At 52.7% G+C, this 15,682-nt stretch carries 17 protein-coding genes; 10 read left to right on the forward strand and 7 right to left on the reverse strand.

All coding sequences use genetic code 11. The annotated features are described in order from the left end of the window. Positions 1-42: 42 nt before the first annotated feature. Entirely contained in the window at positions 43-1,134 is a 1,092-nt protein-coding gene (serC, locus tag QCD60_RS24885; protein WP_279789493.1) for a 3-phosphoserine/phosphohydroxythreonine transaminase, read from the reverse strand. 178 nt (positions 1,135-1,312) lie between these two features. After that, a complete protein-coding gene (gene gyrA, locus QCD60_RS24890) occupies positions 1,313-3,919 on the reverse strand; it encodes a DNA gyrase subunit A (RefSeq protein ID WP_279789495.1) in 2,607 nt (868 codons plus the stop codon). A gap of 313 nt (positions 3,920-4,232) precedes the next feature. Here gyrA and ubiG point away from each other — a divergent pair, with 313 nt between their 5' ends. From ubiG to QCD60_RS24905, 3 genes are all read left to right on the forward strand, one after another. Then, on the forward strand, positions 4,233-4,982 hold the full coding sequence (ubiG, locus tag QCD60_RS24895; RefSeq protein WP_279789496.1) for a bifunctional 2-polyprenyl-6-hydroxyphenol methylase/3-demethylubiquinol 3-O-methyltransferase UbiG: 750 nt from the start codon (positions 4,233-4,235) through the stop codon (positions 4,980-4,982). 57 nt (positions 4,983-5,039) lie between these two features. Further along, positions 5,040-5,726 (forward strand): HAD-IA family hydrolase, encoded by a 687-nt coding sequence (locus tag QCD60_RS24900; RefSeq protein ID WP_279789498.1) that lies wholly within the window; start codon positions 5,040-5,042, stop codon positions 5,724-5,726. A 133-nt stretch (positions 5,727-5,859) separates the two neighbouring features. Then, positions 5,860-6,621 carry a YciK family oxidoreductase gene (locus QCD60_RS24905; protein ID WP_279789500.1) on the forward strand — a complete coding sequence of 254 codons (762 nt, stop codon included), beginning with the start codon at positions 5,860-5,862 and terminating at the stop codon, positions 6,619-6,621. Positions 6,622-6,748: 127 nt separating this feature from the next. On the opposite strand, the gene mtgA is transcribed toward QCD60_RS24905, so the two are convergent. From mtgA to QCD60_RS24920, 3 genes are all read right to left on the reverse strand, one after another. After that, the gene (gene mtgA / locus QCD60_RS24910) at positions 6,749-7,459 is read right to left on the reverse strand and encodes a monofunctional biosynthetic peptidoglycan transglycosylase (protein WP_279789502.1); all 711 of its coding nucleotides are present in this window, start codon (positions 7,457-7,459) and stop codon (positions 6,749-6,751) included. 74 nt (positions 7,460-7,533) lie between these two features. Continuing rightward, a complete protein-coding gene (gene smrA, locus QCD60_RS24915; protein ID WP_279789504.1) occupies positions 7,534-8,127 on the reverse strand; it encodes a DNA endonuclease SmrA in 594 nt (197 codons plus the stop codon). A gap of 41 nt (positions 8,128-8,168) precedes the next feature. After that, positions 8,169-8,480 (reverse strand): MTH1187 family thiamine-binding protein, encoded by a 312-nt coding sequence (locus QCD60_RS24920; RefSeq protein WP_104154063.1) that lies wholly within the window; start codon positions 8,478-8,480, stop codon positions 8,169-8,171. A 258-nt stretch (positions 8,481-8,738) separates the two neighbouring features. On the opposite strand from QCD60_RS24920, the gene QCD60_RS24925 reads away from it, so the two are divergent. Both QCD60_RS24925 and QCD60_RS24930 read left to right on the forward strand, forming a co-directional pair. Continuing rightward, complete coding sequence (locus QCD60_RS24925; RefSeq protein ID WP_279789507.1) at positions 8,739-9,311, forward strand: DJ-1/PfpI family protein; 573 nt, start codon at positions 8,739-8,741, stop codon at positions 9,309-9,311. Between the two features lie 164 nt (positions 9,312-9,475). Then, positions 9,476-9,772, forward strand: coding sequence for a ribbon-helix-helix domain-containing protein (locus QCD60_RS24930; protein WP_279789509.1), 297 nt, complete (start codon positions 9,476-9,478; stop codon positions 9,770-9,772). 77 nt (positions 9,773-9,849) lie between these two features. On the opposite strand, the gene QCD60_RS24935 is transcribed toward QCD60_RS24930, so the two are convergent. Beyond that, positions 9,850-11,061, reverse strand: a complete 1,212-nt coding sequence (locus QCD60_RS24935; RefSeq protein WP_279789511.1) for an HDOD domain-containing protein — start codon at positions 11,059-11,061, stop codon at positions 9,850-9,852. A gap of 164 nt (positions 11,062-11,225) precedes the next feature. On the opposite strand from QCD60_RS24935, the gene QCD60_RS24940 reads away from it, so the two are divergent. The 5 genes from QCD60_RS24940 (at position 11,226) to QCD60_RS24960 (ending at position 14,987) form a co-directional block, all read left to right on the forward strand. After that, positions 11,226-11,966 carry a TIGR01621 family pseudouridine synthase gene (locus QCD60_RS24940; RefSeq protein WP_279789513.1) on the forward strand — a complete coding sequence of 247 codons (741 nt, stop codon included), beginning with the start codon at positions 11,226-11,228 and terminating at the stop codon, positions 11,964-11,966. An 82-nt stretch (positions 11,967-12,048) separates the two neighbouring features. Beyond that, complete coding sequence (gene yciH / locus QCD60_RS24945; protein WP_104154067.1) at positions 12,049-12,375, forward strand: stress response translation initiation inhibitor YciH; 327 nt, start codon at positions 12,049-12,051, stop codon at positions 12,373-12,375. Positions 12,376-12,427: 52 nt separating this feature from the next. Next, positions 12,428-13,057, forward strand: coding sequence for a flavin reductase family protein (locus QCD60_RS24950; protein ID WP_279789515.1), 630 nt, complete (start codon positions 12,428-12,430; stop codon positions 13,055-13,057). A gap of 63 nt (positions 13,058-13,120) precedes the next feature. Further along, on the forward strand, positions 13,121-13,615 hold the full coding sequence (locus tag QCD60_RS24955) for an acyl-CoA thioesterase (RefSeq protein ID WP_104154069.1): 495 nt from the start codon (positions 13,121-13,123) through the stop codon (positions 13,613-13,615). Positions 13,616-13,877: 262 nt separating this feature from the next. Further along, entirely contained in the window at positions 13,878-14,987 is a 1,110-nt protein-coding gene (locus tag QCD60_RS24960; protein ID WP_279789518.1) for an adenosylhomocysteinase, read from the forward strand. A gap of 38 nt (positions 14,988-15,025) precedes the next feature. Here QCD60_RS24960 and QCD60_RS24965 read toward each other — a convergent pair whose 3' ends face one another. Beyond that, positions 15,026-15,679 (reverse strand): pyridoxamine 5'-phosphate oxidase family protein, encoded by a 654-nt coding sequence (locus tag QCD60_RS24965; protein ID WP_279789520.1) that lies wholly within the window; start codon positions 15,677-15,679, stop codon positions 15,026-15,028. Positions 15,680-15,682: the final 3 nt, after the last annotated feature.

Below are 15,682 nucleotides of genomic sequence, written 5' to 3' on the forward strand. Positions count from 1 at the left end.
ATTATCCCGAAAGGAGGGAGGCACTCGCCTCCCTATACAGCATCAGACTGGGTAATACTTTTTCTCGAAGGCATGCATAAAGTCGATCAGCGCATCGACAGCAGCTTCGGGCACGGCGTTATAGATGCTTGCACGCATGCCGCCCACTGAGCGGTGACCTTTGAGATTGAGCAGACCTGCTGCATCGGCTTCTTTGAGAAACGCCTTCTCCAGACCAGCATCAGCCAGAGTGAAAGGCACATTCATCCAGGACCGGTTAGCGACGGCAATAGGATTTGCATACAGTCGGCTTTCGTCGATAGCCGCGTACAACTTGCTTGCTTTACGCGCGTTGACTTCGCCTATGGCCGTAACGCCTCCCTGACGCTTCAGCCATTGGAACACCAGTCCAGACAGATACCAGGCAAAAGTCGGAGGTGTGTTATACATGGAGTCATTTTCCGCTGCGACGCGATAACTCATCATGGTCGGAATACTGGATACCTCGCGATCCAGCAGCGATTCCTTGATGATTACCAGGCACAGACCGGCAGGGCCAATATTTTTCTGGGCACCGGCATAAATCATGTCGTACTGAGCAACATCAATGGGACGAGACAGAATAGTCGAGGACATGTCGCAAACCAGCGGCACGCCATTTTCCGTCACAGGTACGTAGTCAAACTCCAATCCACCGATAGTTTCATTGCTGCAATAGTGCACATAGGCCGCATCTTTATTGAATTTCAACTCCTGCTGCTGAGGAACGCGGTGGTAGTGCTGATCAGCCGTGTTGGCAATCACATCAATCTTGGCATAGCGGGCAGCTTCTTTTACAGCCTTGTTGGACCAGATACCGGTATCAATATAGTCAGCAGAAGAGTGAGAGCCCAGCAGGTTCAGTGGCACTGAACTGAACTGTAAATTCGCCCCACCTTGCAGAAACAGCACTTTATAGCCATGAGGTACCGACAGCAGTTCACGAAGCAGCGACTCTGCTTCCTGAGCGATACCCACAAACTCGTCACTACGATGACTCATCTCCATGACAGACAGGCCCTTTCCATGCCAGTCCAGCATTTCCTCACGAGCCTGCAACAATACTTCTTCCGGCAATGCAGCCGGTCCAGCGCAAAAGTTATACGCGCGCGTCATGATATGGATATCCCCGAGATCTACTTGCTTCGTCTTCACTTAAGGCCAGGGGCAGGAGAATGCACAGTACCTACCCCAGGTTAGTATCCTGTGATGTTTACGATGTTCTGCCAGGTCAACCAGAAATCACAAACACCTAATAAGCAACAATGCGGCCTTAGCCGCATTGTTGGTGGTATTACTCTTCTTCGCCAGCTCCGTCTGTGGTATCAGCAGCATCTGTAGCCGTATCACCTTCCACAGCGTCTTCAATAGCTTCCGGCTCGTTGATTGGTGCTAGCCCAACCAGCTTTTCGTCTTCAGCCAGTCGAATCAAGGTCACCCCCTGAGTATTGCGCCCCAGGCAGGAGATTTCATCAACTCGGGTGCGGACCAACGTACCACGATCACTGATCAGCATGACCTCTTCCCCTGGCAGCACCTGGATAGCAGCAACCAACTCACCATTACGCTCAGAAGTCTGGATGGCAATAACACCCTGACCACCGCGACCGTATACAGGGAACTCAGTCACCTCTGTGCGTTTGCCATAGCCGCGCGCACTGGCTGTGAGAATAGACGCCTGATCATCCGGGATCACGAGACTTATCACTACGGCATCATCCTGCAGACGCATACCGCGAACACCTGTGGCAGTTCGTCCCATGGCGCGTACATCTTCTTCGCTGAAGCGAATTGCCTTGCCATGCGAGTTGAACAGCATCACGTCCTGTTTACCGTTGGTGATAGATGCACCTATCAGGGTGTCACCTTCATCAAGGCTCAGTGCTATCAGGCCAGTGGAGCGCTGACGCGCGAACTGATCCAGAGGAGTCTTCTTCACCGTTCCATTGCGAGTAGCCATAAAGACATAGTGGTCTTCCAGGTACTCAGAAACAGGCAGAATGGTGGTAATACGCTCATCAGCATCCAGCGACAGCAGATTAACGATGGGGCGGCCACGTGCACCACGGCTTGCCTGTGGAATCTCGAACACACGTAACCAGTAGACCTTACCCTTATCGGAGAACAGCATGATGGTCGAGTGACTGTTAGCTACCAGCAAGTGTTCGATGAAGTCTTCATCTTTCACCGCTGTCGCAGCCTTACCGCGCCCACCACGACGCTGCGCCTGATAGTCAGAGACAGGCTGGGTCTTGGCATAACCTGTATGAGAAATGGTGACAACCAGATCTTCTTCGGTGATCAGGTCTGCAATGGTCAGATCTTGCTGGCTTGACTGAATTTCAGTTCGACGAGCGTCGGCATACTGCTCACGAACAGCAACCAGCTCTTCCCGGATCACTTCCATCAAGCGCTCAGCACTGCCCAGAATTTTAAGCAGTTCGGCGATATTGACGATCAGCTCTTCGTATTCGTTGAGCAGTTTCTCATGCTCAAGACCCGTCAAACGGTGCAAACGCAAGTCCAGAATTGCCTGCGCCTGTACAGGCGACAGATAGTAATGACCATCGCGCAACCCCATCTCAGCGGGCAGATCATCAGGACGGCACGCATCCTCACCAGCACGCTCCAGCATCGACAGAACATTGCCCGGTTCCCAGGAACGGGCCAACAGGCGCTCTTTCGCTTCACTGGCGTTGGCTGACGTGCGGATCAGCTCAATGACAGGATCAATATTGGCCAGGGCAACGGCCAGACCTTCCAGAATATGACCACGCTCACGCGCCTTACGCAGTTCATACAATGTCCTGCGGGTCACTACTTCACGACGATGCCGGATAAAGGCTTCGAGCAGTTCTTTCAGGTTCAGGGTACGAGGCTGACCATCCACCAGGGCAACGATATTGATACCAAAGACGCTTTGCATCTGGGTATTGGCATACAGATTGTTCATCACTACTTCAGGCATTTCGCCACGACGCAGCTCGATAACAATGCGCATACCTTCTTTGTTCGACTCATCACGCAGCTCGGTGATGCCTTCGACTTTCTTCTCCTTCACCAGATCGGCGATTTTTTCAATCAGGCGGGCCTTGTTGACCTGGTAGGGAATTTCAGTAACGACGATGGCCTGCTTACCGCCACGATCCATGTCTTCAACATGGTAGCGGGCACGCATATAAATACGGCCACGACCAGTGCGGTACGCTTCGATGATGCCGGCACGACCATTGATGATACCCGCGGTAGGGAAGTCTGGACCGGGAATATACTCCATCAGCTGATCGACACCCATCTGGCTGTCATCGATCAGCGCCAAGCAGCCATCGACTACTTCACCCAGGTTATGCGGCGGAATGTTGGTCGCCATGCCCACAGCGATACCCGATGAACCATTGACCAGCAGGTTTGGCACCTTGGTGGGCAACACAACCGGAATCTGCTCGGTGCCATCGTAGTTGGGGATGTAGTCGACAGTTTCTTTTTCGAGGTCCGCCAACAGCTCATGGGCAATGCGAGCCATGCGGATTTCGGTATAACGCATCGCCGCCGCAGAGTCGCCATCGATGGAGCCGAAGTTACCCTGACCGTCCACCAGCATGTAGCGTAGTGAGAAGTCCTGCGCCATCCGGACGATGGTGTCATAGACCGCGCTGTCGCCATGAGGGTGATATTTACCGATGACGTCACCGACCACACGGGCCGATTTCTTGTAGGCTTTGTTCCAGTCGTTACCCAACTCGTGCATGGCAAACAGTACACGCCGATGCACAGGCTTGAGCCCGTCCCTCACATCTGGCAGTGCACGGCCAACGATGACGCTCATCGCATAGTCCAGATAGGACTGCTTCAGCTCGTCTTCGATATTGACGTGCACAATCTCTTTGGCCAGCTCACCCATGGTTTTCTGCTTTCCTTTTTAAACAAGATTGCTATCACCATTTCCGCCCTGTATCTCGACTAAGAGAACAACAGTAGCTCGGTCAATATCAGACCGGAAATGGTGGCGTCGGCAAATTGCGCGAGTATACCACAAAAGTCACTCAAGCCATTGATTCGTCTTCACTTAGCGGCTGAGCGTCTTTGACAGTGAAGTCACAGCCAGTATCATGACTGCAACATCCTTAGCCCTCTTATCTTGCTGCAGGCATGGTCAGTCGCAGAACGACTTCCACGTCACCTGCGCAGTAGTTAAATCACTTACAGGTACGACAATGCGACACGACTCCGCGCACACCGGTCAGCCAAACAGCAGCAACCACAGCAATGTTGACCAGGAAGAAGTGGCCAAGTTCGAAGCCCTCGCCTCCCGCTGGTGGGACAAGGAAAGTGAGTTCAAACCCCTGCATGACATTAACCCTCTGCGAGTCAATTACATCGACGAGCGCGTTGGCCTCGCAGGCAAGGTCGTGCTGGATGTCGGCTGTGGCGGTGGCATTCTAAGCGAATCCATGGCCGTCCGTGGTGCACAGGTGACAGGCATCGACATGGGCGAAGCTCCCCTTAACACGGCTCGTTTACATGCTTTGGAGTCAGGGGTGCAGGTCACCTACCATCAAACGACTGCAGAAGATTTCGCAACCAGATACCCGGCACATTTTGACGTAGTGACCTGTCTGGAGATGCTGGAGCACGTTCCCGATCCAGGTTCGGTCATCAGAGCATGTGCAACGATGGTCAAACCAGGTGGCCATGTCGTATTTTCGACCCTCAATCGCAATCCCAAATCCTGGCTGTTCGCTATTGCCGGAGCGGAGTACCTGCTCAACCTGGTACCCAGAGGCACACATGACTTCAGGAAGTTTATCCAGCCAGCAGAGTTAAGCCGTTGGGTCCGTCAGGCAGGTCTGGAGTCAAAACACATGACAGGTATGACCTACAACCCGGTAACCAAAGCCTATCGTCTGGTCGACGGGGATGTAGACGTCAATTACATCATGCACTGCCAAAAGCCCCTTATTTAAAAACTGAAATTTAAAAGCTGAAGCACTTCCTCAACACCGCCTGAATCGGGACTTATCATGCTTGCTGACGCCATTGCCAAACCTTCTGCCTTGCTGTTTGATCTGGACGGCACGCTGCTGGATACGGCTCCTGACTTCCATGTTGTGGTCAACCGGTTGCTGGCTGAAGAAGGCCGCGCTGAACGTGACTACGCCTTTGTCAGAGCGCAGGTCTCCAATGGATCACAGGCATTGGTATGCAGTGCGTTCGACATCACTCCCGATGCAGCAGACTTCAGTCGACTGCGTGCACGTCTGCTGGATCTTTATCTGCAACACGTCAGTGTCTACACGTGCCTGTTTGATGGACTGGAGGACGTACTTGACCTTGCACGTGCAGCCAGTATTCCCTGGGGAATAGTGACCAACAAACCACGGCTTTACAGCGAAGCTTTACTTGCTCGTCAGCCAGATCTTCAGGATTGTGCGGTACTGGTTTGCCCTGACGACGTGAGTCGCCGCAAACCTCATCCCGAACCCTTGTACAAGGCCTGTGAAGCGCTGGCCATTGATCCCGCCACCGCAATCTATGTGGGAGACCACCTGCGGGATATTGAATCTGGCAAAGCTGCCGGCATGTTTACCATAGGTGTGGAATATGGCTATCTGGAGGAGACTAGCCCTGCCACTAGCTGGGGGGCTGATCTGGTGGTTGCCACAGGAACCGAGCTGGCGCGCTGGTGTAGGGATCAGCCCTGGACTTGATTGACCACACCTCATTGCCTGCAAGCATGACTCGTGTAGAAAGAAGCGATACTCATCAACTCTTCCTCTGCTGATCGTTAATACGCCCCTGAGGAATAGCCATCAGATCATAGGACGGATACAGGAAGATCATATGAACTGTTACTTTGACTACTCAGCCCCAAAGGACCTGTTGAAAGGCCGTGTAATAGTGGTAACCGGCGCGGGTGATGGTATTGGCCGCAGTGCGGCACTCAGCTTCGCCTCGCACGGAGCAACAGTTGTTCTGATGGGAAGAACAACCTCAAAGCTGGAAAAAGTGTACGACGACATCGAACAGGCAGGCCATCCACAACCAGCGATCATCCCTATTCATTTTGAAGGTGCTACCCCTCACGATTACGAGATGATCGCAGGCAAGCTGGAGGAAGAGTTTGGCAGACTGGACGGGGTCTTGTTCAACGCCTCTATTCTGGGTTTACGAACGCCCATCAGCCAGTATGACACTGACATCTGGGCTCAGGTCATTCAGGTCAACCTGAACAGCCAGTTCTATATGACACGGGCCCTGCTTCCGCTGCTGGAAAAGTCGGCGGATGCCTCCATCGTCTATACCTCTTCCTCGGTCGGACGCAAAGGCCGTGCGTATTGGGGAGCGTACGCTGTGTCCAAATTTGCGACGGAAGGCCTGATGCAGGCTCTGGCAGATGAGCTGGAAAATACCTCCAGCATCAGAGTAAACAGCATTAACCCGGGGGCTACCCGCACCAGCATGCGAGCCTATGCCTACCCTGCAGAGAACCCGGCTGAAGTAAGAACGCCAGAAGAGATCATGCCTACGTATCTGTATCTCATGGGTGCAGACAGCACGGGCACCACCGGACAGGCGTTTGATGCCCAACCACCCAAGGTCTAGCTCATAATCACCAGCCCCAAGCAGCTCTGAGATACGAGACTGGCTGTTCAGTCAGTCTCGTATCGGGCAAAAAAGCCCACTATCAATTTCGTAGCCGCTTTCAATTTCATAGACGCTTTAATCAAATTCAAAGCCGTTTCAAATAGTCGTAACCAAGGTTGTTCATCTGCCCCTCGATCCATCGTTGTCGCTCTCTGACGTAACTGGATGGACGGTCTGCAATAAACCGCTTGGGATTAGGCAGCACTGCAGCCAGTCTCGCAGCTTCTGACATGGATAGCTGTGCAGCATGCTTGCGGAAATAGCTTAAGGACGCCGCCTCTACGCCATACACCCCATCTCCAAACTCAACAACGTTCAGATAAACTTCGAGAATACGCTGCTTAGACCAGAACGTTTCCAGAGCAAACGTCAAAGGGACTTCCAGACCTTTTCGCAGCCAGTTCTGCCCCGACCAGAGGAACAGATTTTTGGCCAGTTGCTGACTGATCGTACTTGCACCACGCAAGCGGTCTCCATCCTGCCAGTCTTCTACCGCTTTCTGCATTTGCACCCAGTCAAAACCATGATGATCAGGGAAGCGCTGGTCCTCTGACGCCATAACAGCTAATGGCATGTTACGGCTGATATTACGCCAGTCCACCCAGTCATGATCCTGCGTGTAACGCCAATCTCCTTCTATCCAGGCATGCACATAGCGCTCAACCATGAAGGCGGTCACGGATGGGTCTAACCACCGTCCGAGAACAATGAGTGCTAACGGAGATACGACAACAGTAAGTACAACAACAGCCGCAATGCGCCGAAACTTACCTGAAAACACGTTGAGTTTACCCACAGAATTCCTTGTTCAGTCGAAAATGGTCGCGTGATGCACCCGTTTCTATTCGCGCCCGTCTTTATTAACGCAAATTATTGACTCATACGTCGCTGATGACGCTCCAGTGTCTCCATGCGTTTGCGTTCACTTTTCTGCAGGATCACATACACCGCCCCAAGCCCACCGTGGTGTTTCAGTGCAGAGTGATAGCCCTGTACGCTCTCATTTTCTTTCAGCCACTTGGCCACGTAGCTTTTCAGCCATGCGGCATGACTGCCTCGCTCTTTGGCTCGCCCGAAAGAAATGGCCACTGTACGAATTTCCAGTTTCAGGCACTCTTTGATAAAGCGGGATACCTCTTTACGGGCCTCAGCGACACGCATGCCGAATATCTCCAGCCGTGCCTCATATGGATATTTGCCGAGACGAAGATTCCTGAATACGCCGGCCTGAATACCTGATCGCTTGAAACTCAGTTCATCGAGAGGCTCCAGTAGCTCCACATACTCATCATCCCGCCCTAAAGTATCTTCTGCTGAGGAAAGCATTTCACGCCGATGCCGCAATCCGGGCGTATCCTTGCTGCCTGTCTGAGTGTCCACCTTGGCCGCTTTCTGCGTCAGGGGAGTCACGTCCTGCATTGCCTTCAGAAAGGCAGTGTCATCTCTGGCACCCTGTTTAATCACGCACCTTCTCCACTACCACGACAAACAACTGTTCAGAACGCCTACTCGGGCTTTTCTGCCAGTTTTTGTACTACGCTCTCAATTTTGTCAGCCATAGATTGCTGACGATCTGTACGTGTGCCAACCCTCAAGGTCGAGGATATGCGCGGCGCGCCCATACGATGAACAACCTCATGGCAACGTTTAACAGCCGCCATCACCTCATCCCATTCACCTTCTATGTTGGTGCCATACGCATGCATCTGATGCGCAAGCCCCGCCTGTTCCAGCACCTGCTGGCACGCAGCAACGTGTTCAGACACCGACACACCCACCCCGAGTGGAATGACACACAGATCAACAATGACTTGCACCTTTTCACCCTCAACTGACGGTAGAAATGCTTTGTAAGGCAATCCAGCCTTCTATACAAGCACTCGCATCAGGCATTCGAGCACATCAGCGGTGTGTGAGTCGTGCCGCCGCACTACTGTCTTTGGCTGCAAGGAAAGCGCTGCAGGTAGTATGGAGCTACTACCCTTTCACGAAGATTCACCACTACAGTTCTCAGAGGCCGCGCAGAACAAGCGCGCCATCTGATCTCTTTCCACCCATCTGTAAGAGGTATCGCTATGTCACACAACAAGAAAATCCTCATCATCTGCGGAGACTTCGTCGAAGACTATGAACTGATGGTGCCTTTCCAGGCGCTTCAAGCCATGGGCTATACGGTGGATGCCATTTGCCCGGATAAAAAGGCCGGTGATCAGATAAAAACCGCTATTCACGACTTCGAAGGTGATCAGACTTACTCCGAGAAGCCTGGTCACAACTTCACACTCAACGCCTCGTTCGCCGATACCGATCCAGCCAGTTATGATGCACTGCTGGTACCAGGTGGTCGCGCGCCCGAATACTTACGCATGAATAGCCAGGTTCTCGAAATGGTGAGTCACTTCGTAAGCAGTGATAAACCTATTGCGGCCATTTGCCATGGTGCTCAACTGCTGGCTCCGACCGGAGTACTCGAAGGCAAACATGTGTCTGCCTATCCAGCGTGCGCAGCTGAAGTGACTCTCGCCGGGGGTAAATATGCAGATATTGCCGTCACTGATGCCATCACCGACGGCAAATTGGTTACTGCTCCCGCGTGGCCTGCACACCCTGCATGGCTGGCACAGTTTCACGCGGTGCTCTCTGCCTAGGGTCTGGGAGCAAACTCACACTCTGAGCTATCTCAATGCCCTGTCTATATACAGGGCATTTTCACTCTCCCACAGAGTACGGCCAGACAGTATTGGCCAAGCGCTGATCCTACCCGGTTGTTCTGCTAAGCTACTCACACTGAGCTTTGAGGGAGCACCCCAGCATGTGTGATATCTATGCGAGCACGGAACCAGCACTCTATGAAGCGGTAAGCAGATCGATTCGACTGAACGGGCAGGTTACAAGTCTTCGACTTGAGCGCCGGTTCTGGACTCTGTTGGATCAGTTAGCGCGGGAGGAGCAACTATCTACACCCCAGTTCATAAGCACCCTCTATCTGGAGGTATTGCAGCGCCGTGGAGAGATACAGAACTTCGCGTCACTATTGCGGGTCATCTGTACCGAATATGCGAGTAGGCAAACCAGTAAAGTGCAACAAGAGGTGGCTGAACTGCACTGAGTGATGCAGTTACAGCCAGAGGATCAATGCATACGAGATAGTTCAGCTGCACAAAAATACTGTGCTATCGCATGCAACTAAATAAGGCCAGCAGCCATTTTGCCAGCCCAACCAACACTTTCCATGTACGCCGCACCCGGATCGTAAGGCGCCTTAGCCAGCCGTTCAACCATGTTCCATTGTTCCCGTTCATAGGCTCGGGTAATCAAAAGCAGCTCACCCAGGGCACCCACGCCTTTCATCCCTTTTGACAGGCGATCATCCAGCGGCAGATCTTGCAGAATCTGGCTTATCGACACCCCGTAGAGCATTTCAAGACTGCTCAGAATGCCCAGAATAAAAGCATCTGCGGTGTCTTCTCCTTTTTGCTCTGCCAACAGCTCACACATTCGCGCACGCGTTAGGGCCAGGACAATCTGCTCTGAAATGCACTGTTCATTACAGACCGTCAATAACATCGTCAGCCATTTTTTCATGGCTATCCGCCCTAACAGGTTGACGGTTTCACGTACTGAGGTGATTTCGCGGACAAAGGCAAACTGAGCAGAATTGATCAGCCGCAGCAACTTGTAGGTTAACCCCGGGTCCATACGAATGATCTGCTCAACCTCTGCCGATCCGGCTCCTTTTGAAATGGCATCCAGAGTCCGCAGCAGGACTGATGCACTGGCAGGAATTCGCTTACCTTTGGTTAATGTTGGGCGGCTGAGAAAATAACCCTGAAATAAATGACATCCCAGTGCCTTGCACTGCTCCAGCTCATCCGCTGTTTCCACTTTTTCCGCGAGAATGCGCTTCCCAAACGGCTTCAGTAGTTCGATCTGCCGCGCGACTTCTTCAACACCCAAGGCAAGTACATCCAGTTTGATAATGTCCGCCAGCTGGACAAAAGGCTTTTTGGCAGGGGTGTAAACAAAATCGTCCAGCGCCAGGGTATAGCCGTCTTTTTTTAGCAGCACCAGTGCGTCAAACAACAGCTGATCAAAACCGGCATTCTCGAGAACTTCCAGGACCACCTGATCACGCGGTAAATCAGGAATCTGGTGGGAAAGAATAAACTGGCGACCAAGATTGATATAGGCAGGAAGAAATACCCTGTTCTTCGAGCCGGTATCCCAAATGGCCATGAAGTTATTAATGATTACGTCACGGGTAGCACCGTCAGGATCATCAAACAGTGCCTGATGCTGATCCTGCTGACTTCTGAACAACAGTTCATAGCCACAGATTCTCAACTTCGCGTCGAAAATAGGTTGGCGCGCAATCAATACGTTATAGGCCCCGCCCATGTTTTATTCCAACTTCCGTGAAAGACCCTAACCATAACATCGTCTACCAGAGACGACACCCATCCCCTCACGAAGGATTACCCACTTTCAGCGCCATCCAGAACACAGACGCTTTGGGAGCACCAAATCAGTCTGCTAATCTTTAGCGCTTGCTGGAGATCCCTATGTACGAAGTACTCATAGATACTAACGATTTTTTATTGATCAACAAATTTCCTGGTGTCAGTTTCCACAGTGAAAGTGAGACAGGTTTGGCTGCTCAGTTGAAGGCCGATCTACAGCTCCCAGAGTTATACCCGGTACACCGCCTCGACAAAGTGACGTCCGGGCTGATCATCTTCGGTAAAACCCTCGCCTTTACACGCCAGATCGGAGCGCAGTTTGAGAACCATCAGGTTCGTAAGCTCTATGTCGCACTGGCAGATAAGCGCCCAAGCAAGAAGCAAGGCTGGATCAAGGGCGACATGGAAAAAGGCCGTCGTGGTAGCTGGAAACTTACTTCGTCCATGACCAACCCTGCCATTACCCAATTTACCAGTGCCAGTATTCGTGCCGGATTACGTGCCTTTTTCCTTTACCCTCACACTGGTAAAACCCATCAGCTGCGCGTAGCCATGAAGAGTCTCGGCTCACCGATTCTCGGAGATACTCTGTACTACCCTCAAAATACCCCTGCGACGGTGCAGACGCCTGTTGAGCGCACCTATCTGCACGCGGCGGCGTTGTCATTTCAATGGCAGGAACGTGTACACACCTACGTCCTCTGGCCACGTCAGGGTGATCTGTTTCTGAACATCAACTGGCACCAGGCGTTGATCAGCCATAGCCAGCCTTGGATGACATGGGTCCTGGATGCCATTGAGCTGGGAAATCATGATCAGCCCATACTGTCCGCTGCAAGTTAACTCCCGCACACCCAAAGGTTTCTCCTCCGCACAATCAGGGTTACCATGCCTGGAAAACATCCCAGGCATCCAAGAGGACATCATGTCTCGCCGCGATACTACGCTGGTTTACTCTACCGAACATGGCCGAATCAAAGAGGACAAAGCACCTGCTGCCCGCCCCAAGGGCGACGGTATCATCCGCATTCGGCGAGAAACCAAGGGACGCAACGGTAAAGGCGTCACCACTGTCGACGGATTTGACCTTGATGATGCAGCCCTGAAACTACTGGCTGCCGAGCTGAAGAAACGCTGTGGAACAGGCGGCACATTGAAAGATGGCGTAATTGAAATTCAGGGTGATCAACGCACGGTCATTCAGCAGGTACTGGAGAGCAAGGGGTTCAAGGTTAAACTTGCCGGAGGCTGAAGCACCGCTATTAACCGATTAGCCGCCCCCTAACAGCAATAAGGACGTCATTGTGCATTTCGAAACCCTCGTCAACGGACGTGGCCCACTGCGTCATGATCCCTTCAAAGCATTAGTGGTTCCTCGCCCCATAGGCTGGATTTCATCGTTAAGTCGGGAGGGGCTGGTCAATCTTGCCCCCTACAGCGCCTTCAACATGGTGGGCTACGACCCCAACATAGTGATGTTTGCCAGCGCCGGGCGTAAGGACAGCCTGATTAACATCGAAGCCACCGGCGAATTCGTCTGTAACCTTGCGACCTACGATCTGCGCGAGGCGGTGGTAAAGACATCAGTACCTGTCAACCCCGGGGTGGATGAAATGCAGCTGGCAGGTCTGACCGCGGCGCCCTCTCTGCATGTAAAGGCGCCACGCGTGGCCGAGTCCCCGGCTGCACTGGAATGCCAGTACCTGCAGACAATCCCTGTACCCACTCTGGATGGCAGTGAGCCACAGCACTTTATGGTACTGGGCAGAGTTGTCGCAGTTTATCTGGACGATGCCATTCTCACTGATGGCAAAGTGGATATCGCCAAGCTGAAGCCTTTGACCCGTCTGGGTTATCTGGATTACGGTGTGCTAGAACATTGCTTCAGCATGCCTCGTCCCAAAGCCACACCAGATGGCACCGGTATAGACTGACTTATCACCGTGTTTAACTTCAGTGCACCTGCCTGAGAGCATCCGCAAAGAGAGAGGACCTCCATGGATTTTAGTAATCATCAGCTCACCATGACCGTACTGATGACTCCGGATATGGCCAATTTTTCCGGCAATGTTCACGGGGGCACCATTCTCAAATACCTCGATGAAGTCGCTTACGCCTGCGCCAGCCGCTATGCCGGACGTTACGTGGTCACACTGTCTGTAGATCAGGTGATGTTTCGCCAGCCTATTCATGTAGGTGAGCTGGTAACCTTTCTGGCTGCGGTGAACTTTACCGGTAATACCTCGATGGAGATCGGTATCAAAGTCGTCACCGAGAATATTCGTGAGAAACTGGTACGCCATACCAACAGCTGCTACTTCACCATGGTTGCGGTAGATGACGAACGTAAGCCAGTCGCTGTCCCGCCGTTCGTCCCCACCACTGAGGAAGAGAAACAACGCTTTGAGGCGGCCAAACTGCGCAAGCAATTGCGCCGCGAACTGGATGAACGTTACGCAAGTATCAAGCAGGAATCTCAGACTCAGGCCTGACCCCACCAAACACGCTATGCTGTACAGATTCGCAGCATAGCGGCTCTGTTCTGGCACCGGCAGAACTCCATCCCCCCATCCGTCATATCAGACACTATTTCACCACGCCCCTCTGACGCGTGATTAACCTCACTCGTAGCATTTTCAAAACCACCGGAAGATAACGGTATAAAATGATTAACTGCTCCATTTCTTACCTTGTTCACAGAACTGCCAACCGCTAATCTGACCGCTCAGTCAATTTGTTTCAGGACATTTGAACATGTCAGACTCATTTTCACGCTTGGCAGCCTGGTCGCGCTTACAGATGCCACGTACACAACGCGCCCTGCAGCAGCTTCCTGATCTTCATGGTGTACGGATGGCCATGAGCATGCATCTGGATATCAAGATGTTGCCACTGGTAGAGGGGCTGCGAGAAAAAGGCGCTGAACTTTACATCACCACCTGCAATCCGACGACGGTTCGTAATGAAGTCGTGGATGCAATGCGCGACTGCGGCACAGAAGTGAACGCCTGGAAAGATATGCCGATGAGTGCCTATCAGGCCGCCATTCAGCAGGCGCTGGCCTGGGAGCCGACCCATCTGTGTGAAATGGGAGCCGACTTCACTTATGAGATTCAGCAGCAACAACGGCAGGTGCCTAACATTATTGCCAGTCTTGAGGCTACAGGATCCGGTGTGAACCGCCTGCAAGGCATACTGCCCACTTACCCGATTTTTAACTGGGACGATCTGCCGGTTAAAGAAGGATTGCACAACCGCCACATGGTCGGACTGACCACCTGGCATGCATTTTTTAATACCACACGACTGAGTCTGCACGAAAAGAAAGTATTGATTGTCGGTTACGGCACCGTTGGTCAGGGCCTGGCTGACAGTGCCCGAGCTTATGGCGGTCAGATCATGGTGGCTGAAGCCGATCCGGCGCGTCGCGTACAGGCTGCCTATGACGGCTGGTTAACGGGTAGCGTAGAAGAGCTCGCCCCGCTGGCCGATGTCATCTGCACGGCGACCGGTGCACATCACGTTGTGCCCTGGTCTGTTTTACAGCAACTGAAAGACGGCTGCTTCTTGCTCAACTCAGGCCACCGGCAGGATGAAATTGAGCATGAGGCCCTTGATGCCTGCCCACATGAGACTGCATTGCCATTGGTTGAGGGGTATACCCTGCCCTCTGGCCATCGGGTCTACCTGATCGCCAATGGCGCCATGGCCAACCTGACTGCAGGCGAAGGAGATAGCCTCAATGCCTTCGACGTGACTCTGGCCGTCATGACAACAGGCATCGGGCATATCGTGGGCGAAGGCAGTCGGGCCTCCGCTGGCGTCTATCTCTTGCCACAGAAAGTGTGGCAACCCGCGCTGTAGTATTGATGGACGGGCTGCGTATCCTCAGTCCGTCCCGTTCAATAAAGCTGCGTCCGCACTCGCTCCGCAATCTGTGACTCGATCTGTTGTATCTCAGACTCGGCGGTGCCGGGTGCAGTTTGTGCCATCAATATTCGACCCAATGAAGGCATGACCTCTCTGGGCACTTGCGACTCCACTGACCACAAAGCCGAGCGAGTAATGGCTTTCGAGCAGTGGAAGTACACTTCCACCACATCGATAACGATCACCGAGCGCGGCAACTTACCCTCATGGGCACATCTTTCCAGTAACGCTGGTGCCACCGAGAGACGAGCATGACCGTTAATCCGCAAACACTCGGCAAAACCCGGAATCAGTAACAGCAAGCCGACGTCTGGGCAGCGGATGACATTCTCCAGACTATCGAGGCGGTTGTTGCCAGGACGATCCGGCAGCAGTAACTGCCGCTCATTTAAAATCTGCATAAACCCGGGGCTGTCACCCCTGGGTGAGCAGTCTACCCCACCACTGCTATCCGTCGTCGCCAGCAGGGCAAAAGGACACAATGCAATAAACTGACTGGCATAGATGTCCAGCTTATCCAGCTGCTTTTTCTTTACCATCTCAGAAGGCATTGCATAGTGGCTCCGCAATGCCTCGATACTGTCGATCCAACCTTCTTCCATAGATTTATTCTCACTCTTATCCATGCG

It is taken from the genome of Pokkaliibacter sp. MBI-7 (assembly GCF_029846635.1).
Taxonomy (GTDB): domain Bacteria; phylum Pseudomonadota; class Gammaproteobacteria; order Pseudomonadales; family Balneatricaceae; genus Pokkaliibacter.

Bases quoted from the DNA above. Each gene is read 5' to 3' on its own strand.
- QCD60_RS24960 (WP_279789518.1), top strand. From the start codon at position 13,878: ATGTCAGACTCATTTTCACGCTTGGCAGCCTGGTCGCGCTTACAGATG.
- QCD60_RS24925 (WP_279789507.1), top strand. From the start codon at position 8,739: ATGTCACACAACAAGAAAATCCTCATCATCTGCGGAGACTTCGTCGAA.
- gyrA (WP_279789495.1), bottom strand. From the start codon at position 3,919: ATGGGTGAGCTGGCCAAAGAGATTGTGCACGTCAATATCGAAGACGAG.
- QCD60_RS24930 (WP_279789509.1), top strand. From the start codon at position 9,476: ATGTGTGATATCTATGCGAGCACGGAACCAGCACTCTATGAAGCGGTA.
- serC (WP_279789493.1), bottom strand. From the start codon at position 1,134: ATGACGCGCGCGTATAACTTTTGCGCTGGACCGGCTGCATTGCCGGAA.
- QCD60_RS24965 (WP_279789520.1), bottom strand. From the start codon at position 15,679: ATGGATAAGAGTGAGAATAAATCTATGGAAGAAGGTTGGATCGACAGT.
- ubiG (WP_279789496.1), top strand. From the start codon at position 4,233: ATGCGACACGACTCCGCGCACACCGGTCAGCCAAACAGCAGCAACCAC.
- QCD60_RS24955 (WP_104154069.1), top strand. From the start codon at position 13,121: ATGGATTTTAGTAATCATCAGCTCACCATGACCGTACTGATGACTCCG.
- QCD60_RS24935 (WP_279789511.1), bottom strand. From the start codon at position 11,061: ATGGGCGGGGCCTATAACGTATTGATTGCGCGCCAACCTATTTTCGAC.
- QCD60_RS24940 (WP_279789513.1), top strand. From the start codon at position 11,226: ATGTACGAAGTACTCATAGATACTAACGATTTTTTATTGATCAACAAA.
- yciH (WP_104154067.1), top strand. From the start codon at position 12,049: ATGTCTCGCCGCGATACTACGCTGGTTTACTCTACCGAACATGGCCGA.
- QCD60_RS24900 (WP_279789498.1), top strand. From the start codon at position 5,040: ATGCTTGCTGACGCCATTGCCAAACCTTCTGCCTTGCTGTTTGATCTG.
- QCD60_RS24905 (WP_279789500.1), top strand. From the start codon at position 5,860: ATGAACTGTTACTTTGACTACTCAGCCCCAAAGGACCTGTTGAAAGGC.